Below are 21,204 nucleotides of genomic sequence, written 5' to 3' on the forward strand. Positions count from 1 at the left end.
GTGTTTTCTCCGTGAGTAGGCTACGTTTTAACGTACTTTGCACTTAAATTACGTTTTTAGTATGTGCGGATCAAGCGTATTAACAATACTTTTACACATTTAACGTTATATTTTCGTGATTATTATTTGTAACTTTATGAAAAATATAACATTTCTATTTTAAGGTAAAAGGTGAAACGTTTACCTTGAAATCAATACTAGCACAAAATGACAATGTAATTACAATGTTATAAAAAATTTTTTTGTATAAAAAAAGTGCGGCCTATAACCGCACTTTATTAACATTCAGAAAAATAAGAGGAAATTAGCTACAGCGGATACGGTCGACTGCCGCTTTCCAGCCGTCATAGGCTTTATCGCGTTCTTGCTTGGTTAACCTTGGAGTGAAAACGCTATCACTCTTCCAGCAATGGGTTAAATCATCGATAGAATCGAAGATTCCTGCCTGTAATCCAGCGAGAAAAGCTGCACCTAATGCGGTCGTCTCTGTAATTTCTGGCCGTTCCACTTCAGCACCTAAAATGTCCGAAAGAAAGCCCATGACCCAGTCATTACGGGACATCCCGCCATCTACACGAATAGTGGTAGGGCGAGCGCCGTCGCTTTCCATTGCTTTTTGGAGATCTTTTGTTTGATAGCAAACAGACTGTAGGCCCGCTGCAACGATTTCGCTAATGCCCGTGTCGCGCGTCAAACCTAATATGGCGCCGCGGGCATCCGGATCCCAGTACGGCGCGCCTAATCCTGTAAATGCAGGTACTAAGAATACGCCATTATCTTGCCTCGCACGCTGTGCAAGTGCTTCTGATTCGGCAGCATCGTCAATTAGTTTTAAGCCATCGCGCAGCCATTGAACGGTAGCGCCAGCCATAAAAATACTACCTTCAAGCGCGTAAGTGGTCTTGCCATTAAGGCGGTAGCCCACAGTAGTGAGCAGACGGTTTTTAGAATGGAGTGGGGCATCACCGGTGTTCAATATCATAAAGCAACCAGTACCGTACGTGCTCTTTGCCATGCCTTTTTCAAAACAGGCTTGCCCTACTAATGCGGCTTGCTGATCCCCTGCTACCCCCTGAATAGGAATAGCCTTGCCAATGATGCCTTCATCTATTACGCCAAAATCATCCGCACAATCCATTACCTCGGGTAACATTGATTGTGGGATATTGAATTTTTTGAGTAATTTTTCATCCCAGCATTGGTTGTTGATATCAAACAACATAGTTCGCGAGGCGTTTGTCGCATCTGTTTTATGAGACTTACCGCCTGTTAAACGCCATATAAGGAAAGTGTCGACTGTTCCAAAAAGGAGTTCTCCTTTTTCAGCTTGTTCACGCGCACCTTCCACATTGTCTAGAATCCACGCCACTTTAGTTGCAGAGAAGTAGGGGTCTAAGAGAAGTCCAGTCGATTCAGTAATATGCGAAGTGAACTCTTCATCTTCACTTAACTCGCGACAAAGCTGCGCGGTGCGTCGGTCTTGCCAGACAATAGCTGGGTAAATGGCCTCGCCGGTGCTTTTGTTCCACACCAGCGTTGTCTCGCGCTGATTGGTTATGCCAATGGCTGCGATATCAGTTGGGGTTAACGAACATTTGTTAAAAACTTCTTTCAGAGTAGAGATAACGCTTTCCCAAATTTCTTCTGGATTGTGCTCAACCCAGCCGTCTTTCGGGTATTTTTGAGAGAATTCCTGCTGTGCAATGGCTTCTATACTGCCTTTGGACGAAAAAATGATGCTGCGAGAGCTGGTTGTGCCTTGGTCTATGGCAAGAATATGTTGTCCCATAAGGTCACTCCTGAAGATAGTTTTTCGTAGAGTTTGCATCATTTACACGGGATTAACAATGCCATATTTTCGAAAACGAACATTGGCTTTTCGTTTTACTATGGGAACATTGAAGTTAAGCGCGTATAATTAAGAATATTTTCTATTTCAAAGGACTCGCGATGAATCAAACGCAAAGACACGAAAAAATTGTTGGGCTTATAAAGCTACATGGCTTTATGTCTATCGATGATTTGGTTAATGCGTGCGAGGTCACACCGCAAACGATTCGACGAGACCTAAACCAACTTGCGGAAAAAGGCGTTGTTAGCCGTTACCATGGTGGCGCAGGGCTAAATAGAAGTTGGGAAAATACGCCATATCAAGAGCGCAAAACACAAAACAGTGAAGTTAAAGAAAAAATTGCTGAGGCGGTTGCAGCCATGATCCCTGACGGCGCTTCATTATTTATAAACATTGGCACCACCACGGAGATGATTGCAACAAAGTTGCTCAACCACAAAAATCTCCACGTGGTTACCAACAACATTCACGTGGCCACTATTTTGTCAGCTAAAGAAGACTTCTCGGTGATTATCGCCGCTGGCGAAGTACGCTATCGCGACGGTGGCATTATTGGTGAGGCAACGTGCGACTTCATAAGCCAGTTCCGCATGGATTACGGTATCATCGGTATAAGTGGGATCAGTGCTGACGGTGCATTGCTAGATTTTGACTTCAGAGAGGTAAAGGTGTCACAAGCCATTTTGGAGCACACTCAACACGTCATTCTGGCTGCAGACTATAGTAAGTTCGAGCGTCGAGCGATGGTAGAGCAGGGGCATATTTCGCAAGTAGATTGCTTGGTTTGTGATAAAACGCCACCGCCTAGCATAAGTAAAATTATTAAAGAAAATAACATTACCTTTGTTAAAGCATGAGCACCTTTGCTTAGATTTTCTCAAGTTTTTAATTAGGCTCCTTACTCCTTTCCTCACATACAACGGCCTAATCGAATTAGGTGTTCACTAAACCCTGCTATACGCTACCTATTTTTATTAACCTCGTCGTTAAAGCTGCATGCGAATCTATCTGCTTTCCCATTGCGACATTGCCTCTTAATTTTCTTTGATGTTCGAAAATGTTCGTTTTGTGTTGACATGTTTTCTTTTTGCTTGTCAAATAGACAACAATATGAGAATACCCATATAAATACCAATAGAGGCAATGTATGAGTCAAAGCAATCAAACTGAAAAAACTGTCGACGTATTAGTTGTTGGCGGTGGTGTGAATGGCGCGGGCGTAGCTCTAGATGCTGCGGGACGCGGTCTTTCAGTTGCTTTGTGCGAGAAAGGGGATTTAGCCGGTGCAACATCATCTTCTAGCAGTAAGCTTATTCATGGTGGCCTTAGGTATTTAGAGCATTACGAATTTCGGTTAGTGAAAGAAGCGTTAGCTGAGCGAGAAGTATTACTGAAAAAAGCGCCTCATATTATGTGGCCGCTGCGCTTTCGTTTACCTCATCAAAAACATTTGCGTCCAGCATGGATGATTCGAATTGGCTTGTTCCTTTATGACTCGCTTGCAAAGCGCAATATGTTGCCTCGCTCGCGCAAGCTTTCTACCACAAGCGAAAGTCCTCTAGTCAGCGATATATCTACCTGTTTTGAATATTCAGATGGTTGGGTAGATGACGCGCGCTTAGTAGTGCTAAACGCGTTGGCAGCACAAGATCAAGGCGCTGAAATTTACACAAGAACCGAGTGTATTTCAGCTGAGAAGCGAGAGAATTCATGGAAGGTAGAACTTAAAACGTCCCAAGGGAAAACGTTTACAGTGAATGCTAAGGCTATTGTAAATGCAGCAGGTCCTTGGGCAGTTTCGTTCTTGGACCGCTTAGTTAATGTTAACAACCCTAACGCGATGCGAATGGTTAAGGGCAGTCACTTAATCGTACCTAAGCTTTACGATACCGAAGAAGCGTACATCCTCCAAAACAAGGATGGACGCATAGTATTCGTTATTCCTTACGAGGGTGACTTTTCACTTGTGGGTACCACTGACGAAGACTTTACCGGTAATCCGTCAGATGCTGCGATTTCAGATGAAGAGACAGGTTATTTAATTGACGTAGTGAACAACTACTTCAAATCTAAGATCGCTCGAGAAGACATCGTTCATACGTATAGCGGCGTGCGTCCTCTTTTAGAAGAAAAAAATGCTTCTGCACAGGAGCTGACAAGGGACTACAAGGTAGAGCTGAAAGGTGAGCGTGGGAAACCCGTACTGTTAAACATTTTCGGTGGCAAGATTACTACCTACAGGAAGCTTGCTGAGCACGCGGTAGATAAGCTTGTCACTTGTTTCCCTAAAGCGAAAAAAGCCTGGACGAAAGAAGTACCGCTTCCTGGTGGTGCATTTGAAAATCAAGTATCACTTGTTGCCCAGTTAACCGCTGAGTTTCCGTGGTTAGATAAAACGATTGCCGAGCGCTATGCGAGACAATATGGCCTGCTAAGCTACAAATTTCTTAAAGGTAAATGTTCTGTAGACGCTATGGGTGAACATTTTGGTGCCGGCATGTATCAGGCTGAAGTCGATTATCTGATTGAGCGCGAATGGGCATGCAGCCTTGAAGACGTGATTTGGCGCAGAACCAAACATGGTTTGCGCTTGAATCAAGATCAGCAAGATGCGTTGTCGTCTTATATAATCACAAAAGTTTCTGGCCCAGTTGCAACTGAAGAGCAGGTGGAAGCTGCGCTGGCAAGCGCATAGGCTAGCGAGACTAAGAAAGTACTCACAATGGACAGGGATGATATGAACAAGATTTCTATGAAAGAAGTGGTACTTATTAGGCACGGTAAGCCCCTATCAGCGCATAACGACAAGGTTAACTCAGCACAATATGCACAATGGGTGCGTAACTACGACAAGTCTGTTCTTGACCCTGCGAGTCACCCAAAGCAAAAAGCAAATATCGACAATAGCTACATTGTGGTTAGCCCGTTATTGAGGGCTAAATTGTCTGCGGATTATTACGGCGCGAACCACATTAATGAAGAGCTATTTTATCTCAAAGAAATGGATATTCCTTACTACAAACTCCCGTTTACGTTGCGCAGTTGGCACTGGGTGGTATTAAGTCGCGCCCTTTGGTTTATGGGCTTTAAAGGCAAGTTTGAGAGCTTTAAAGAGGCAAAACAACGCGTTAATTTGGTTTCTCAGCACATCGAGAAACTCACTGAAAGCCATGAACGAGTGGTACTTTTTGGTCATGGCATGACCAACTACTTCACTCGAAAATCATTAGTAAAACGCGGATGGCAACTAAAGCAAAAAGACGGTGATTTTTGGGGTATTACAGTATTGCAGAAAGCGGTGCCGTAACTCCAAGCCTACGGGTTTCTAATTAGACATCCTTTAGGTTTGTTAAGACCCTACTTCATTTTTCCTTCTAAATGTCGATAAAATAGAGCATTGCCAGACAAGCACTGACGACTTGCGCTAAGGCATGGGGAAAATAACAATGAATAAAACCAACAACCAAAAACCTGCCACATCAAATGTCTTTAAAGCGGCCATTGCTGCTATTTTTGCAATTACACTCGGCGTGACTATCAGCTTTCTTCATACTGATGAGCAAGACACTACAACAACCGCCTTTGCAATGAACGTTGAAACGTTTAAGCGTCACGTTGTTTCTTCGCATTGGCAGTGGCGAGTGCGACAACCTACTACGATGGTCATGCTAATTCATTACAATGAGTCGGGCAAGGAGACTAACCGCACCCCAGTGCGTATGAATCATAATGGGTGGCCTACAGCTGAACTCTCTAGTGAAGGGTGCGAAAAAATTTGGACTTCTTTGGTTGCCACGCCATTGCGCGTAGACGGATTTAAAATTCACGCAGATTATTATGCTGAACTTGAAGACAATGAAAATAACTACTGGTGTCGCTATAGCTTAAGCAGCGGCGTGTATTTTGACTACTTTCCTGCTAGCGGCACGGTATCGGATTTAAACGATTAATCTAAGTCGTTAGTTTCCTCAAATTATCGTAATCACCTTTTGAAAATCGCGCGAAGAAGGAACACTTTCTAAAGAAAACGCTTTGCGCAAAGTCAACGGCTAAAGATATTAACTATACTGAAGCACGAGTCGTCTTTGTCGATATCTAGGAGATGTAATGAATACTAAGCAACAGGGTTTTACGCTAATTGAACTGATACTTGTTGTAGTCATCTTAGGATTATTAATTGCTACATTGTTACCGCGCTTTGCCACTAAGACTGATGAAATAATTGAACAAAGTGTGGAAAACGTTGCGGGAAGATTTGCGGCCGCAGTTGGAATTATAAAAGCACAGTGGGAAATAGAGGGCCGCAAAAGCGGAAATAATGGGAACGAAGAGGGCACTAAAATTACCTACGAGCAAAATCAAGTAGGTGTAGATGGGGAGCTAGGTTATCCCACTGGAAATGGGAAAGGCATCACACGCGTGACTTCAGTTGATAAGCGTAAATGCAAAGACGTTTTGGATCTTATCCTTGAACTACCACCAACTAATACCACGTCAAATATTGATGCAGAAATTGCTGATTTCGAATTTGTCGTACGTGAGGATGCTTCATCTAAAAGTGCGCTGTGTGTGTACTACTCGGTTGCGTCCATAGGTCTGCCTGAGAACTCTACACCAGCGAACGGTATTCCAGATGGCGAAAGGTTCGACGGTTTTACATACAATCCAGCCACCGGTCAAGTAAGCGTTTTTTAGTCACTTATTCAACGTTAGTTAGGTAGAGCATTTATAGGGAAAGAGGCGAGTGGAGCTAACAGCGAACTAAGCCTAGCTGGGCGCTATTACGTTTAATATTTACTACTAAAAAACAAAGGAAACAGTAATTGCAATTTTGAACCTTCTCTTTTTTACGCGGTCATTATGTGGGTCTAACTCCGAAATTATTAAGAAACGCGTGTGTGGTACACCTCAGTGGGTAAAGCGCTAAAATTACAAAGCAAAAATGCAGTTATTTTGTCACTTAATTACAGCATTACTTGCCCAAAATTGCCCCCATTGTTAAAGTGTGCGAATAAATATCGACTTCACGTTAAAGCGTCGCCATCTCACCTTTGCAAATACGCGTTAACACAGAAACAGGAATACACTCTTCATGTTTAAAAAGCTTCGAGGCATGTTCTCTAACGATCTGTCCATCGACCTCGGAACAGCTAACACGCTGATTTATGTTAAAGACCAAGGCATAGTGCTAAACGAGCCTTCAGTAGTAGCTATTCGTCAAGAGCGCGCAGCAGGGCCTAAAAGTGTTGCAGCGGTGGGTGCAGAAGCTAAGCGAATGCTTGGCCGTACGCCAGGTAATATTCGTGCAATTCGTCCTATGAAAGACGGTGTAATTGCCGACTTTTATGTGACCGAGAAAATGCTTCAGCACTTTATTAAACAAGTGCACGACAACAATTTCTTGCGTCCTAGCCCGCGTGTATTGGTATGTGTTCCATGTGGTTCAACACAGGTAGAACGCCGCGCAATTAAAGAGTCAGCCCTAGGCGCTGGCGCTCGTGAAGTTTACCTTATCGATGAGCCAATGGCGGCTGCAATTGGTGCGGGTTTACCGGTATCTGAAGCAACCGGTTCAATGGTGGTCGATATCGGTGGTGGTACTACAGAAGTGGCTATTATCTCACTTAACGGTGTGGTTTATTCATCATCTGTTCGCATTGGTGGTGACAAGTTTGATGAAGCTATCATCAACTACATTCGTCGTAACTTCGGTTCATTAATAGGTGAAGCAACTGCTGAACGTATCAAGCATGAGATTGGTGCTGCCTACCCAGGCGAAGAAGTACGCGAAATTGAAGTACGCGGTCGCAACCTTGCGGAAGGTGTACCTCGCGGATTCACACTAAACTCAAACGAAATTCTTGAAGCACTGCAAGAGCCGTTAACCGGTATCGTGTCGGCGGTGATGGTGGCACTAGAGCAGTCTCCACCAGAGCTTGCTTCAGATATTTCTGAGCGCGGTATGGTACTTACCGGTGGTGGTGCGTTACTGAAAGACTTAGATAGATTGCTAATGGAAGAAACGGGCATCCCAGTTGTAATAGCTGATGATCCGCTTACTTGTGTAGCACGCGGCGGTGGTAAGGCATTCGATATGATTGACCTTCACGGTGGCGACCTGTTTAGCTACGAATAAACAGGAAAGGCAACCGTAAGGTTGCCTTATTTGTATCATGGATACTATTTTTACCCGCGGCCCTTCGTTAAATAACAGGCTTACACTGGCGCTTGTGCTGTCGGTGGTTCTGATATTTGTAGACCACAAGCTAGATGGCTTCAAATCCACGCGGGTGTACCTCAACTCATTTATGAGTCCGCTCCAGTACTTGGCAAATCTTCCTGGTTTAATGCTGAATGAAAGTGCGCAGCGCCTAACCTCTCAAGAACAACTGCTTGCCGAAAACCAAAAACTAAATAATCAACTGTTGCTGATGAGTGAAAAGCTCCAGCAGTTCGATGTCATTGCAAAAGAAAATGCGCAATTGAGAGAGTTGCTGCAGGCACCTATTCGGGTTTCCTCTCGAAAAATGGTTGCTGAGCTAATGGCGGTGGATAAAAACCCATACAGTCAGCAGGTGGTAATCAATAAAGGGGCGATAGACGGCGTGTACTTGTCTCAGCCAGTTATTGATGACAAAGGCATAGTCGGTCAGGTAATGGAAGTTGGGTCTACTAACAGCCGCGTACTGCTTATTGCTGATGTTACCCATGCTATCCCTGTACGTTCTCTTCGAAACGATATCCGCTTTATTGCCACCGGAAGTGGTGCGATTAACGAACTATATCTAGAGCATGTTCCTCATAGTGTAGATATTCAAGAAGGTGACACGTTGATTTCGTCTGGTTTGGGAAAGGTTTTTCCTGAAGGCTATCCTGTAGCAACAGTGACCCAAGTTGTCCGAGATGAAAGCCGTCCGTTTGCTCGTGTAATCGCCACACCTCTAGCGAACTTAGACAGGCTCAGACACTTGTTGTTGCTATGGCACACGCCTGAGTCAGAGAATGAGTCTGATACTAACTCAACTGACGACACTGATAAGCCAGCTGTAAACGAGGAAGAGTCTTCAGATGCGTAAACGTAACCTCGTTATTTGGATAAGCCTGTTAATTGCGCTTGTACTGCAAATTGTTCCCCTGCCGACTCAGATTGATGTTTATCGCCCTGATTGGGGACTTGTTGTACTAGCATACTGGAGCATGGCGTTGCCTCACAGAGTGAACGTGGGCGTAGCATTCTTAACGGGTGTAGCCATGGATGTTCTAGTCGGGACAACCTTGGGCATTCACAGTTTGGGTTTAAGTATTTGTGTGTATGTCTTGGCGGCAAATTACCAACGGCTTCGAAATTATTCTGTATGGCAGCAGGCGATTATCATTGGCCTACTATCAGCGTTGTACCACTTACTCACATTTTGGGTGCAGCATTTGCTCACTGATATTTATTTTCAAGTCGATTATTTATGGCCGGTGATAACGTCAATGGTGTTGTGGCCGTGGGTGTTTTGGCTACTTAGACGTACTCGCAGACAGTTTTCAATTTCGTAACTCGAACACCTTCTCGATTAAACCAAAGGTAAGTCAATGACAAAATCGGTAGTGTTAGCGTCGGCCTCTCCACGACGCACCGCTTTGCTCACGCAAATGAACATAGCCCATACAATACAACCTGCCGACATTGATGAGTCGCCACGCGAAAATGAAACGCCGATGGAACTTGTCGCAAGGTTAGCCACTGAAAAAGCGCAAGCGGTAAAAGCACATCTTGAGGATAAGCAGGCAATGACCGAAGACAAGGTTATTCTTGCCAGCGACACGCTGATATCGTTTGACGGACAAAGTGTTGGCAAGCCTGAAGATAAAGCAGACTCTAAGCGCATTCTTACCATGCTTTCTGGTAAAACTCACGAGGTACTGACAGCGATATGTGCCCTTAGTAACACTAAGCAACAGACCGAGGTCATTACCACATCTGTGACTTTTGCAGCATTGACGGATGAACAAATTGACGCATACTGGGAAACTGGAGAGCCTGCCGATAAAGCAGGGAGTTACGCTATTCAAGGTATAGGCGGTGAATTTGTGGTCTCTATTAACGGTAGCGCAAGCGCCGTTATAGGTCTGCCACTTTATGAAACCCGTCAATTACTCAATGCATTTGGAGTTGTGTCGTGAGTGCTGAACTGCTTATTAACGTTACCCCGTCAGAGTCACGGGTGGCGCTTATTGAAAACGGAATACTGCAAGAAATTCACGTAGAGCGTCATACCAAACGCGGTTTGGTGGGCAATATCTATCGCGGTAAAGTAAGTCGCGTATTACCGGGAATGCAGGCAGCATTTGTAGATATTGGCTTAGAAAAAGCCGCGTTCTTACACGCCTCTGACATTGTCATTCACAACGAAATTGCTGAAGAAGTCTCGGCAAGCCACATTCAAAAACAAGACATTCGCGAGTTGGTGCGAGACGGTCAGGATATTGTGGTTCAGGTGGTAAAAGATCCTATCGGCACCAAAGGCGCACGCCTAACCACAGACATCACAATTCCCAGTCGCTATCTTGTGTTTATGCCTTCTGTTACCCACGTGGGCGTGTCTCAGCGCATTGAAGAAGAAGCAGAAAGAGAGCGTTTAAAGTCGCTCGTACAAGAATTTTGTGATGAAAACGGCGGCTTTATTCTGCGAACCGCTGCAGAAGGCGTAGGCAAAAACGAACTGCAGTCCGACGCGGCATTTTTGCGAAGGCTATGGGATAAAATTCAGTCTCGCATGAAAAAGCGTAAGTCAAACGTGCTTTATGAAGACTTGCCGCTTGCGCGACGAGTACTACGCGACTTCGTTGGCACAGAGTTAGACAGAATTCGTATCGACTCGAAACTATCATTTAATGAACTTCACCAGTTCACGAAAGAGTACGTGCCCGAGATGAACGGCAAACTCGAATACTACACCGGTGATAGACCTATTTTTGATTTATACGATGTAGAAAATGAAGCTCAACGTGCACTTGAGCGTCGTGTCGATTTAAAGTCTGGCGGCTACTTGATCATCGATCAGACAGAAGCCATGACGACTATTGATATTAATACGGGCGCCTTTGTTGGCCACCGCAACTTAGAAGAAACCATTTTTAACACCAACATTGAGGCGACGCAGGCGATTGCCCGTCAGTTAAGATTGCGTAATTTAGGGGGTATGATCCTTATCGACTTCATCGATATGATTGAACCAGACCACAAACGACGTGTCTTACACTCATTAGAGGTGGCGACGAACAAGGACAGAGCCAAAATAAATATTCACGGTTTCACCGCGCTAGGGCTTATTGAAATGACCCGTAAGCGCACCCGTGAAAGCATTGAGCATATACTGTGCGGCGAATGTCCGGTGTGCAAAGGCCGTGGCACAGTAAAAACGATTGAAACCATTTGCTTTGAAATTATGCGTGAAATTGTACGGGTGAATCGCGCCTACGACGCAGACAAGTTTGTGGTTTACGCTTCACCAAAAGTGGCGGAAGCCTTAATGGGTGAAGAGTCTCACATGCTGGCAGAACTGGAAGTATTTGTGTCTAAACAGATCAAGGTTCAAACAGAAACATTGTACAATCAGGATAAGTACGACGTCGTCATGATGTAATGCATTAACGTATACAAAGGCAAAATGTGACAAATTTTTCGTCGGTAGCCGCTTATCTGCTTAAGAAGTTTTGGCTGCTACTTGCCGTATTGCTTGTACTTTTCGCGCTTGTTTTAAGCGCTGCACGCTATGCTCTGCCGCATATTGAGCACAACAAACATCTGTTGGAAAATTATATAAATGAGCAGTATGGCGTAAATCTATCCATTCAAAGTGTGCATGCTGTTTGGCAGCGCAATGGCCCCAGCATTGTGCTCAATTCGGTATCGCTGGCTAAAAATGACGCTTCACCAGTGGCTTTGGACATACGACAAATCTATGTTGAGCTAGATTTCTGGCAATCGCTGCGCCACCAATTGATCTCATCTAGGCGCTTTGAACTGCGCGGTCTTAAGCTTGATATTGATGCTGATCGTCTGTCAGGCGGTGGTAAGAACAATTTCCCCGTGGTAAATGCCCTTGAACGCCTTTTTCTAGAGCAGCTTCAAAGCTTCTCATTAGAAGATGGCGTAGTGTCTATTACGCATCTCAATGAAACCAACTCCTTCGATATTGAAAGCTTATCGTGGAACAACCATGAAGAAAGGCACCAGGGTTTAGGCCAGCTAAAAGTTGTGGACTTAGCGGCTAACTCAGCGTCTTTCATTATCGATATAACGGGCACGCGAGAAGACTTTGAAGGTGTGTTTTATGCGAAGGCTGAAGAGCTCGACATTTCCCCTTGGGTAAGCAACCTCATTAAAACTAAGCGCCCGTTAGCTCAAAGCCGAGCAAATTTCGAAGTGTGGACTAATTTTTCCAACAGTGAAGTGACCAGTGTGCAAGCCGAGCTAAGTGAAAGCCTTCTACAATGGGGTAACGGCAGAGCGAAAACGGTAACGGGGATCAGTGGCGGTAGTCTTCAGGCTTTGCCTAATGCTCAGGGCAAGCAGAGCGGCTGGAATGTTAGGGTTGATCAACTGGTACTAAACTCAAGCAATGAGACCCTTACCACAGACTTAATTGGAAGCATAAGCGCAAACGGCGACGCGCTGATAAACACTGTCAAACCTGTGCAAATTAATCCTTTCTTATTGGTGTTACCACTTTTTATGGATGATACCAGTGAAGAGGAAATAAGAGGCCTAAACCCCAAAGGTGAGCTGGCAACGCTACAAATCCAGTGGCACAACGGAGAGCCTTCTGTGGCCGCGAAAGTGTTAGATTTACAGTGGGACAAAACAGATAAGGTACCTGGTCTTTCGTCGCTAGATGCAGATTTTTTCTGGTATAAAAATAATGGCGCTATCTACTTAGAAAGTGCAGATAGCTTACTAAGTGCCAACGGCGTAATTAAGAAAGACGTCAAAATAGACCTGTTTAGATCCCAGCTTTACATTTATCCAGAGCAAGTAGATGGCGCAGAGAAACAGTGGGTAGTAAAAGGTAACGATATGCTATTAGATAGCGATGCTGTTACTCTTCACCCACAGTTTAAACTGAACACCGCTACGGGGTTTATGTCGCTGTATGTTGATGTCGAACCATTACCTTTAAACGAAGTAAGTAGTCTGTTTCCTGCTGCTTTAATGGGGGAAAATACCGATAATTACTTAACGCGTGCGTTTACCGGAGAGGGTGAAATAACAAACGCGCGAGTATTATGGCACGGTAGAACTGGCGATTTCCCTTTTGAAGACAACTCTGGCATTTTCCAAGCTTATGTCGACATAGAGCAGGGCGATTTTCTTTTTGCGCCAGACTGGCCGGCGCTCAATAAGCTTGATCTCTCTTTGTACTTTGTAAACAGCGCATTGGTGATGGAAAGTCCTAGTGCGACGCTTGCCGGTATGAAAATCAGCGATATGTCGGCCGCTATTCCAAGCTTTAGTCCAGACGCGCGCCTGGCAATTTATGCCACAGGCACAGGCACAGGTGATGCGCTTAGCGCACTGATGATGGACTCATCTCTTAAAAACTCGTTAGGTAAAGTACTGAACGATGAAGTGCAAATTAGCGGGCCGTTATCAGCTGACATCAAACTCGATATTCCGTTTAAAGGCAAAGATGTGGTGGCCTCAGGAACGGCACACTTATCGGGTAACCCTGTTTATATATCAACTACCAACATGCTTTTTGATAAGGCGTCGGGAGATGTGTCGTTCACTAATGGCGATATTAACGCGAGCGGGCTAAAAGCCCATTTCCTTACCCAACCTATAAGTCTGTCGTTATCGGGAAGGCAAAGTGAGACTTACGACCTTCATGTGGAATTAGGCGGGCGCTGGCACGTTCATCCTCTGGCTAATTATGTAAATACAGACCTGACCGACTACATTGACGGTGAAAGCGACTGGAAAACTAAGGTAGACCTTAAGCTTTCAAATAGCGGCTTTGAATACCTTGCTAATTTAAGCGCAGATTTAACGGCGACACAAAGCGTATTACCTGCTCCTTTTGATACGCCAGCGGGCACGAGTTTACCGCTGCGTATTACCAGTAAAGGCGATGGCAAAGCATCGAATGTTGAAGCGACACTTGGTAACAATATTCGTTTCGACGGCGTGCTCCCTCACAAGGAAATGCAGTTTTCGCGTGCGCACCTAGCACTTGGGGAAAGCGATATTGCCAATATAGGTACGGGCTTTAGTATCAGCGCAAATTTAGCCCAGGCGGATGTGCAAGAATGGTTTACCACCATCAATATGTTGCTTTCTGGCAAAGGGAAAGACTACGGTAGCTATGCGCAAACAAGTCGTCAGTCGACAAATCAATCTGATGCGAACGAAGGCAAGCGTGCGAACTTATTTGGTACGCCTTCGCGTATATTCGCAAAAGCCGATACGCTTAATTTTGCTGGTCATAGCATTAAGGATGCAGAGCTTAGTGCTACTGAGCGTAATAAGGATTGGATCTTAGACTTAGCGTCACCGCAAGCAAGAGCGACTATTCGCATTAATAGTGATTTAGACGAGCAAGGCATTGAAATAAATGCTGATTACTTATCTCTGGAAACACCTGTTGATACAGAGGCTGCAACTAAAGGTAGTGAGGGTGCTGATACTGCGTTAGCCGTTCAAGGTGCTACGCCGGGTGAAAAGGGCGATTCGCCCTATAATATTGACCCGAATACACTACCGCCCATTTATTTTTACTGCCAGTCTTGTGGTGTGCACGGTATTGATTTTGGTGAAATTACCTTAGATATTGCCAAGGAAGATGATGGCCTAGCGATACGCCAGCTTTTAATAAAGTCAGATGAAACCAACGTCACCGCAACAGGGTATTGGAAGCATGTACGCGGTGAAATTCAAAGCGCGTTAACCGGTACATTAACCTCACCCGACGTTGGGCAAATGTTGAAAGAATACGGAGTTGAGTCAGGAATTAAAGATTCTAGTGCAAACGTCGCATTTGATATCAACTGGCCAAACTCGCCCATGAATTTTGGGTTTGAAAAGCTTAACGGCAACGTAGAATGGTCGCTGTCTGATGGCTATCTTACTGAGTTAAGTGACAAAGGTTCACGTATCTTCACCCTGTTCAGCTTGAACTCGCTAGTGCGGAAGCTAAGTCTCGATTTTCGAGATGTTTTTGCTAAAGGCTTCTTCTATGATGATATGGGCGGTACGTTAAGCATCGTTGATGGCAAAGCGTATACCGACGATACTGAAATTGACGGTGGCGCAGGTGAAATAGAAATCACTGGTTTCACCGACCTCAATACTGGTGGGTTAAATTACAACGTATCGTTCGCGCCAAACGTAACTGGGAACTTACCGTTTTTAGTCTATTTCTTGGCTACGCCGCCTACTGCATTGGCTGCCCTTGCCATCGACCAAGTGCTAACCTCTGCGAAAGTTATTTCGAATGTGAACTATCGCGTCACAGGCACCATAAAAGATCCTAAGTTCGACGAAGTTGAGCGCAACAGCAAAGACATAAGCTTGCCTGCGCAAAACGCCCCTGTACCGGCTAACCCACAAGACAGGCCTTTGACGGAAGATGACGTGCGCAGGCTTAAAATGGAGGTGATCGATGGTTAACTTAGTTGCATTACAAATGACATCTACGCCAAACGTAGAAGAGAATCTCGACACTGTTGCCAGCGAGTTGGCGTCTGCCAATCTTGAGAAAAACAGCGTAGTCGTACTTCCTGAGTGTTTTGCCTATTTCGGCGGTAAAGACAAAGGTCAACTTGCAGTGGCAGAAACAAAGGGCGACGGCGTAATTCAGCGTCGTTTGTCAACGCTTGCGGCAGAGCATCAATGCTATCTGGTTTCTGGCACGTTTCCCGTAAAAACAAACAATCCGGAGAAATTTTCTGCGGCGTGTATGCTGTTTGGGCCAAATGGCGATTTGCTGGCCGATTACCGCAAAATTCACATGTTCGATGTTTCGGTAAACGACAGCACGGGCAGTTATCGTGAGTCGGCTTCAACCGAAGCGGGCAGCGAAGTAATTACCGTTCGAACGCCAATAGGCAACATTGGGCTTGCGGTGTGCTATGATGTTCGCTTTCCAGGGTTGTTTACTGCAATGGGTGATATCGATATCTTGCTATTACCTGCGGCCTTTACCCAACGCACCGGAGAAGCGCATTGGCATGCGTTATTGCAAGCCAGAGCCATCGAGAAACAGTGCTTTGTGGTAGCTGCAAACCAAAGTGGTGTGCATGCAAATGGTCGCGAGACCTATGGACACAGTATTGTATTGTCTCCATGGGGTGAAACCCTTGCCGAACGTAAAACTGAAAGAGGGTTGGTGTCGGCAAAAGTAGATATTGCAGAAAGAGAAACCATCAAACAGAATATGCCGGTTGCCGAACATAACCGATTCAGGAGTCACTTTGTCTAAATCTGTTGAGCGTCATTTATTATCTGACTCAGGGCTAGATATCACCAAGCTAGAGCGAGCTTTAGCCACTATTCATCGTCACGATACCGACTATGCTGATTTATATTTTCAGTCAAGCCAGCACGAAAGCTGGGTGTTAGAAGACGGAATTATCAAAGAAGGCAGCTACAATATAGAGCGCGGCGTAGGCGTGCGTGCTATTAGCGGTGAAAAAACGGGTTTCGCTTACTCAGATGAGATTAGCGAAGAAGCGCTGACAAAAGCCTGTAAAGCTGCACGTGGTATAGCACCAAGTGGCGGCACACAGCAAGTTGCGGCATTGGGGCAAAAGCCAGTGCAAGCGCGATACAGCGAAAATAACCCAATTCTTGCGATGCAAGACGCTGAGAAAATATCGTTATTAAAAGCCGTAGATGCTTATATTCGCAAACAAGAGCCGTCTGCCAATCAGGTGGTGGTGAGTTTAAGCGGCGTATATGAAGAGATTTTAGTCGCTGGTAGCGACGGTACGTTGGCTACCGACATTCGCCCGCTGGTGCGTTTAAACTGTTCGGTATTGCTAGAACAAGGCGATAGACGTGAGCGTGGTTCAGCGGGGGCCGGTGGTCGTTATGCTTACTCGTTCTTTAAGCAAGACGAGAATGGTAAACCATATTATGAAACACTGGCAGAAGATGCCCTTCACATGGCGCGGGTTAATATGCAGTCCGTGGCATCGCCGGCAGGCGCTATGCCTGTAGTATTAGGTAACGGTTGGCCTGGTGTATTACTTCATGAAGCAGTAGGGCACGGCCTTGAGGGTGACTTTAACCGTAAGGGTGCATCAACATTTAGTGGTCGCATTGGTCAGCGCGTAGCTGCCAAAGGCGTAACGGTTGTTGATGATGGCACGTTAAACGACCGTCGTGGCTCGTTGTCGGTAGACGATGAAGGTACACCAACAGCGCATAACGTGCTTATTGAAGATGGTATCTTGAAAGGCTATATGCAGGATAAGCACAACGCCAAGCTTATGGGCGTTGCACCTACCGGTAACGGTCGGCGTGAATCCTATGCACACTTGCCTATGCCCCGCATGACGAATACTTATATGTTGGAAGGCCAACACGATCCGCAGGAAATTATCGCGTCTATCGACAAAGGTATTTATGCGCCGAACTTCGCTGGCGGACAGGTAGACATTACGTCTGGTAAATTCGTGTTTTCTAGCGCTGAAGCGTATTTAATTGAAAATGGTAAAATTACCGCGCCAGTAAAAGGGGCAACCTTAATTGGTAACGGCCCAGAGGTTATGCAAAAAATCTCAATGATTGGTAACGACACAGCCCTAGATAAGGGCGTGGGCGTATGTGGTAAAGACGGTCAAAGCGTGCCAGTGGGTGTAGGCCAGCCTACGCTTAAAATTGACGAGTTGACGGTGGGTGGTACGGCTTAATTCAGCCTAAATCATCACACGAAAATTTCACACAAAAACTAAGAAAAGGTTGGGCTTCGGCACCAACCTTTTTTTGTAAGCGGACTGGTATAAGTCGTGGCTAACTTTCAAATCCTTTTTCATTCAACCACTTAATGGCATCTTCCTCGTTGCCAAAAATACCTAGCTCAAGGCCTGCATTATCATAAATTCTCTGAAATTGCGCTCTTACAATAGGCTGCACTGTGGTGTCGCCGATAACCAGCGCGCCAAGCGCCATTCCGTGCTTCGCACGCCACTCAATAGAACGCTGCAGTTCGGTTTCACCCGCTTTAGTGAGAAGAGCGGAGCCATGCAAAAAACCTAGAAATGCCCAGCGCTTACCAGCAAAGCTGTTAATTACATCCATCATGTCGCGTGCGTAACGCTCAATGGCTGCCCCATCAGCAATACCTTCAGCCGATACACCAACAATGTCGCCTAGTACAGCAATTTGATACTGGCCATACTTACTTCTGAGCTTAGTATTAGGGTTTGAAAAAATTTTCATATTACCCCCCTTTGGGCAGGTGGACTTAATGCCGAGTTTGGCTAACATGCCGCCCTTTAGTCGTCGTGAATAACGTCTTTCAAATACTGAAACAACTCTCTGAATGCTTTAGGCGGCGCATTTTTTTCACGCTCTTTTTTAATTTGGCGATGAAATTGACGCAGTTTTTGGCGGTCAAGTTCAGGGTGCGCTTCAATCAGCTTTTGGATAGCTGGGTCGCCCTGTTCAATCACGGCTTCACGGGCTTTCTCTAGTGCGTGAAAAGCAGCATTGCTCGCCTGGTGCTGATGCGAAATTTTAGCCAACGCCTCTTCAATAGGGGCGGTATCTCTTTGACGTAAAGCTTTGCCGATAAACTGAAGCTGACGGCGGTAACCGTCTTTTTTCTTATTCACTTTGCGGGCAATAGCTACGGCGTCAGCAAGATCTTCATCCATTGGAATCGTCGCTATGTGAGCATCGGTCAGGTTAACCAACGTTTCACCTAGCTTGTGAAGTTCTTTAGCTTGACGCTTCAGCTCAGTTTTACTGATTAATTCTTCCTCTTCGAACTCATCTGCTTGCGCATCTTCGAAGTAAGGATCTTCAGGAGAATTGTATTTCTGATCACTCATTTCAAACTCATTAGTGTTACACTTTAGCTAAATTGTAACTATCACAGTCGAATTAAGACAGCGAAACTTACTATGCAAATTGAGCAGCAGTTAGCCGACATTCAAAATGTCGTAGATGATGTACTGAAATTAGCCCTTTCTAAAGGCGCAACACAAGCCGAAGCCAGCATGTCTAAAGTGCAGGGCATCGCCGTATCTTCACGTATGCAAGAAGTTGAAAACGTTGAATTTACCAACGACGGCGGCTTAGGTATCAGCGTATATGTAGGCAAGCGAAAGGGGAGTGCGTCTACCGCAGATCTGAGCAAAGCGGCGCTAACACTCGCGGTAGAAAAAGCCGTAGATATTGCTCGCTATACCAGTGAAGATCCTTGTACAGGTTTGGCCGATGCCGACCTTATCGCCACAGAATTTCCTGATTTAGACCTGTATCACCCTGAAGAGTTAGATACTGAAAAGGCCATTAAAATCGCCATTGAAGCTGAAACGGCTGCAATGAATTATGACTCTCGCATTACGAACTCAGATGGTGCGTCGTATAACGCGAATTTAGGTATGCGAGTGTACGGCAACACGCACGGTATTAATGCCGGCTATCCTAGCAGCCGTTATTCACTAAGCTGTATGGTTATTGGCGCACAAGATAACGACATGCAGCGCGATTACGCTTACACAGTAAGCCGTAAAGCCTCTTTGCTGCAATCAGCAAGTGCAGTGGGCATCGAAGCCGCGAAAGCTACTGTAGACCGTTTGGGCGCTCGTAAAATTAACACGGCCAACGTGCCCGTGCTTTTACACCGTGACATCGCATCTAGCTTGTTTGGTCATTATGTAGGAGCCATTAGCGGTGGTAGCCTTTACCGTCGTTCTAGTTTCTTGTTAGATAGCTTGGGTAAACAAGTTTTCCCAGAATGGCTTAACATTGAAGAGCGTCCGTTTATTAAAGGTGGTCTAGCAAGCTCAAGCTTTGATAACGAAGGTGTGGCATGTTCTGACATGACCATTGTAGATGGGGGTAAACTGGCCACATATCTTTATACCACTTACTCGTCGCGTAAACTAAACACTCGCTCGAATGGCCACGCCGGTGGCATTCATAACTGGCTAGTAGGTGATACGGGTCATAGCGACGCCGACCTGCTTAAAGAAATGGGCACAGGTTTGTTCGTTACCGAACTGATGGGGCAAGGCGTTAATGGTGTGACGGGTGACTACTCACGCGGCGCAGCGGGATACTGGGTTGAAAATGGCATAATCCAATACCCAGTTCACGAGGTAACTATTGCTGGCAATCTTAAAGATATGTTTAAAGGCATTGTGGCAATTGGCGCAGAAAAAGATGTGCGCGGTAGTGTACAGACCGGCTCTGTACTTATAGACCAAATGAAAATAGCAGGTAGCTAGTTTACGTTTTCTCGAAACGCTGAAGGAGACAGCCCGGTCGACTTCTTAAAGCGTTTCGAGAATGTAAATACATTTGCGTAACCCACATAACTGGCGATATAGGATACGGGCCACTGTGTGCTTAGTAATAAGCTTTTGGCTCGTGTCATACGCAAATGGATAACGTGTTGTTTGGGGCTTCTCCCAAATACTTGTAAGCACAGCCTGTGAAGGTGAGGGGCAGAATAATGGGCTTTCTCACTTAAGCTTTCCATATCCCAATCAAACTGAAGTTGTTTTTCAACCGCTGAAAAGAGGCTGTGTAGCCTGCTTACCTGTCGTCGTTCTTTCTCATCGTGAGTATGTGCGTCACTCAAAGGCGCATCAATAATACGGTACAGATAGCGAGACACAACTTGCATCGCCGAATTTCGATTCTCGACGTCACGCTCTAAATACAAAAGTTCCATTGCATGATGCATTCCTTCCAGCATGGCATTATCCACAATCACCGCACCTCGCTTGTTAAATGATGTCCAGCGTTCGGAGTCTGCCAGGTTGACCCAAATAATATCCCATTGCTCACTGACTATTGTGACTTCGAAACTTTGTCCAGCGGGTAAAATAATTAGCTGTCCTTCATCTAATTGCATCTCGCCTGACGGGACACGAAATTTTCCTTGTCCATGAATGCTGTAAAACAAGGTGTGGTTAGGAGGCGAAACGCGACCTACCGTATAGTCACCTGATAAGTTAGAGCATCCTGCTAGTTCAATCTCCAGGTCGCTGATTTCAGGCGCGTTACTACTATCAATAAAGCGTTCAAAGCACTTAGGGCCTATGTCTACAATGTCTCTAAAGTTAAGTTGCATAAATGTGAAATGATAGTTTTGGATAAATATATGAAAGATTAGAGCATA

The 21,204-nt window shown here is 45.3% G+C and carries 18 protein-coding genes; 14 read left to right on the forward strand and 4 right to left on the reverse strand.

Translation table 11 applies throughout. From position 1 onward, the window contains the following. Positions 1 to 304 precede the first annotated feature (304 nt). Entirely contained in the window at positions 305 to 1,789 is a 1,485-nt protein-coding gene (gene glpK, locus BGK61_RS11175; RefSeq protein WP_076010999.1) for a glycerol kinase GlpK, read from the reverse strand. A 161-nt stretch (positions 1,790 to 1,950) separates the two neighbouring features. Between glpK and BGK61_RS11180 the strand changes: the two genes are divergently transcribed. The 13 genes from BGK61_RS11180 to tldD all read left to right on the forward strand — a co-directional run bounded on the left by BGK61_RS11180 (position 1,951) and on the right by tldD (position 17,758). After that, positions 1,951 to 2,709 carry a DeoR/GlpR family transcriptional regulator gene (locus BGK61_RS11180; protein ID WP_014996939.1) on the forward strand — a complete coding sequence of 253 codons (759 nt, stop codon included), beginning with the start codon at positions 1,951 to 1,953 and terminating at the stop codon, positions 2,707 to 2,709. Between the two features lie 290 nt (positions 2,710 to 2,999). Then, a complete protein-coding gene (gene glpD, locus BGK61_RS11185) occupies positions 3,000 to 4,547 on the forward strand; it encodes a glycerol-3-phosphate dehydrogenase (RefSeq protein ID WP_076011000.1) in 1,548 nt (515 codons plus the stop codon). 42 nt (positions 4,548 to 4,589) lie between these two features. Beyond that, positions 4,590 to 5,159, forward strand: coding sequence for a histidine phosphatase family protein (locus tag BGK61_RS11190; RefSeq protein WP_234349439.1), 570 nt, complete (start codon positions 4,590 to 4,592; stop codon positions 5,157 to 5,159). 139 nt (positions 5,160 to 5,298) lie between these two features. Next, complete coding sequence (locus tag BGK61_RS11195; protein WP_076011002.1) at positions 5,299 to 5,802, forward strand: hypothetical protein; 504 nt, start codon at positions 5,299 to 5,301, stop codon at positions 5,800 to 5,802. A 157-nt stretch (positions 5,803 to 5,959) separates the two neighbouring features. Then, entirely contained in the window at positions 5,960 to 6,547 is a 588-nt protein-coding gene (locus tag BGK61_RS11200; protein WP_014996943.1) for a type II secretion system protein, read from the forward strand. Between the two features lie 397 nt (positions 6,548 to 6,944). Continuing rightward, complete coding sequence (locus BGK61_RS11205) at positions 6,945 to 7,988, forward strand: rod shape-determining protein (RefSeq protein WP_014947909.1); 1,044 nt, start codon at positions 6,945 to 6,947, stop codon at positions 7,986 to 7,988. 37 nt (positions 7,989 to 8,025) lie between these two features. Next, positions 8,026 to 8,928: a rod shape-determining protein MreC gene (gene mreC / locus BGK61_RS11210; protein ID WP_076011003.1), complete on the forward strand. Its 903-nt coding sequence runs from the start codon at positions 8,026 to 8,028 to the stop codon at positions 8,926 to 8,928. Continuing rightward, the gene (gene mreD, locus BGK61_RS11215; RefSeq protein WP_076011004.1) at positions 8,921 to 9,397 is read left to right on the forward strand and encodes a rod shape-determining protein MreD; all 477 of its coding nucleotides are present in this window, start codon (positions 8,921 to 8,923) and stop codon (positions 9,395 to 9,397) included. The genes mreC and mreD overlap by 8 nt, the downstream gene beginning before the upstream one ends. Positions 9,398 to 9,433: 36 nt before the next feature. Beyond that, the gene (locus BGK61_RS11220) at positions 9,434 to 10,024 is read left to right on the forward strand and encodes a Maf family protein (RefSeq protein WP_014996947.1); all 591 of its coding nucleotides are present in this window, start codon (positions 9,434 to 9,436) and stop codon (positions 10,022 to 10,024) included. Then, entirely contained in the window at positions 10,021 to 11,487 is a 1,467-nt protein-coding gene (rng, locus tag BGK61_RS11225) for a ribonuclease G (RefSeq protein ID WP_014996948.1), read from the forward strand. Before BGK61_RS11220 ends, rng begins: the two co-directional genes overlap by 4 nt. A gap of 26 nt (positions 11,488 to 11,513) precedes the next feature. Then, positions 11,514 to 15,512: a YhdP family protein gene (locus BGK61_RS11230; RefSeq protein ID WP_014996949.1), complete on the forward strand. Its 3,999-nt coding sequence runs from the start codon at positions 11,514 to 11,516 to the stop codon at positions 15,510 to 15,512. After that, positions 15,505 to 16,323: a carbon-nitrogen hydrolase family protein gene (locus BGK61_RS11235; RefSeq protein ID WP_076011005.1), complete on the forward strand. Its 819-nt coding sequence runs from the start codon at positions 15,505 to 15,507 to the stop codon at positions 16,321 to 16,323. Before BGK61_RS11230 ends, BGK61_RS11235 begins: the two co-directional genes overlap by 8 nt. Further along, positions 16,316 to 17,758 (forward strand): metalloprotease TldD, encoded by a 1,443-nt coding sequence (gene tldD / locus BGK61_RS11240; RefSeq protein WP_076011006.1) that lies wholly within the window; start codon positions 16,316 to 16,318, stop codon positions 17,756 to 17,758. The genes BGK61_RS11235 and tldD overlap by 8 nt, the downstream gene beginning before the upstream one ends. Positions 17,759 to 17,858: 100 nt before the next feature. Here tldD and BGK61_RS11245 read toward each other — a convergent pair whose 3' ends face one another. Together BGK61_RS11245 and yjgA are read right to left on the reverse strand one after the other, a co-directional pair. Beyond that, positions 17,859 to 18,287 (reverse strand): hypothetical protein, encoded by a 429-nt coding sequence (locus tag BGK61_RS11245; protein WP_014996952.1) that lies wholly within the window; start codon positions 18,285 to 18,287, stop codon positions 17,859 to 17,861. A gap of 56 nt (positions 18,288 to 18,343) precedes the next feature. After that, positions 18,344 to 18,901 (reverse strand): ribosome biogenesis factor YjgA, encoded by a 558-nt coding sequence (gene yjgA, locus BGK61_RS11250; RefSeq protein ID WP_076011007.1) that lies wholly within the window; start codon positions 18,899 to 18,901, stop codon positions 18,344 to 18,346. A 72-nt stretch (positions 18,902 to 18,973) separates the two neighbouring features. Between yjgA and pmbA the strand changes: the two genes are divergently transcribed. Then, complete coding sequence (gene pmbA / locus BGK61_RS11255) at positions 18,974 to 20,305, forward strand: metalloprotease PmbA (protein WP_076011008.1); 1,332 nt, start codon at positions 18,974 to 18,976, stop codon at positions 20,303 to 20,305. Here pmbA and BGK61_RS11260 read toward each other — a convergent pair. Next, the gene (locus tag BGK61_RS11260) at positions 20,302 to 21,156 is read right to left on the reverse strand and encodes an AraC family transcriptional regulator (protein WP_076011009.1); all 855 of its coding nucleotides are present in this window, start codon (positions 21,154 to 21,156) and stop codon (positions 20,302 to 20,304) included. The genes pmbA and BGK61_RS11260 overlap by 4 nt on opposite strands. Positions 21,157 to 21,204: the final 48 nt, after the last annotated feature.

It is taken from the genome of Alteromonas abrolhosensis (assembly GCF_001953635.1).
In the GTDB taxonomy this organism is placed as follows: Bacteria; Pseudomonadota; Gammaproteobacteria; order Enterobacterales; family Alteromonadaceae; genus Alteromonas; species Alteromonas abrolhosensis.

What these genes read in the sequence shown, in the direction of transcription:
- glpK (WP_076010999.1), bottom strand. Translation starts at nt 1,789, where the DNA reads ATGGGACAACATATTCTTGCCATAGACCAAGGCACAACCAGCTCTCGC.
- BGK61_RS11180 (WP_014996939.1), top strand. Translation starts at nt 1,951, where the DNA reads ATGAATCAAACGCAAAGACACGAAAAAATTGTTGGGCTTATAAAGCTA.
- glpD (WP_076011000.1), top strand. Translation starts at nt 3,000, where the DNA reads ATGAGTCAAAGCAATCAAACTGAAAAAACTGTCGACGTATTAGTTGTT.
- BGK61_RS11190 (WP_234349439.1), top strand. Translation starts at nt 4,590, where the DNA reads ATGAACAAGATTTCTATGAAAGAAGTGGTACTTATTAGGCACGGTAAG.
- BGK61_RS11195 (WP_076011002.1), top strand. Translation starts at nt 5,299, where the DNA reads ATGAATAAAACCAACAACCAAAAACCTGCCACATCAAATGTCTTTAAA.
- BGK61_RS11200 (WP_014996943.1), top strand. Translation starts at nt 5,960, where the DNA reads ATGAATACTAAGCAACAGGGTTTTACGCTAATTGAACTGATACTTGTT.
- BGK61_RS11205 (WP_014947909.1), top strand. Translation starts at nt 6,945, where the DNA reads ATGTTTAAAAAGCTTCGAGGCATGTTCTCTAACGATCTGTCCATCGAC.
- mreC (WP_076011003.1), top strand. Translation starts at nt 8,026, where the DNA reads ATGGATACTATTTTTACCCGCGGCCCTTCGTTAAATAACAGGCTTACA.
- mreD (WP_076011004.1), top strand. Translation starts at nt 8,921, where the DNA reads ATGCGTAAACGTAACCTCGTTATTTGGATAAGCCTGTTAATTGCGCTT.
- BGK61_RS11220 (WP_014996947.1), top strand. Translation starts at nt 9,434, where the DNA reads ATGACAAAATCGGTAGTGTTAGCGTCGGCCTCTCCACGACGCACCGCT.
- BGK61_RS11235 (WP_076011005.1), top strand. Translation starts at nt 15,505, where the DNA reads ATGGTTAACTTAGTTGCATTACAAATGACATCTACGCCAAACGTAGAA.
- BGK61_RS11245 (WP_014996952.1), bottom strand. Translation starts at nt 18,287, where the DNA reads ATGAAAATTTTTTCAAACCCTAATACTAAGCTCAGAAGTAAGTATGGC.
- yjgA (WP_076011007.1), bottom strand. Translation starts at nt 18,901, where the DNA reads ATGAGTGATCAGAAATACAATTCTCCTGAAGATCCTTACTTCGAAGAT.
- pmbA (WP_076011008.1), top strand. Translation starts at nt 18,974, where the DNA reads ATGCAAATTGAGCAGCAGTTAGCCGACATTCAAAATGTCGTAGATGAT.
- BGK61_RS11260 (WP_076011009.1), bottom strand. Translation starts at nt 21,156, where the DNA reads ATGCAACTTAACTTTAGAGACATTGTAGACATAGGCCCTAAGTGCTTT.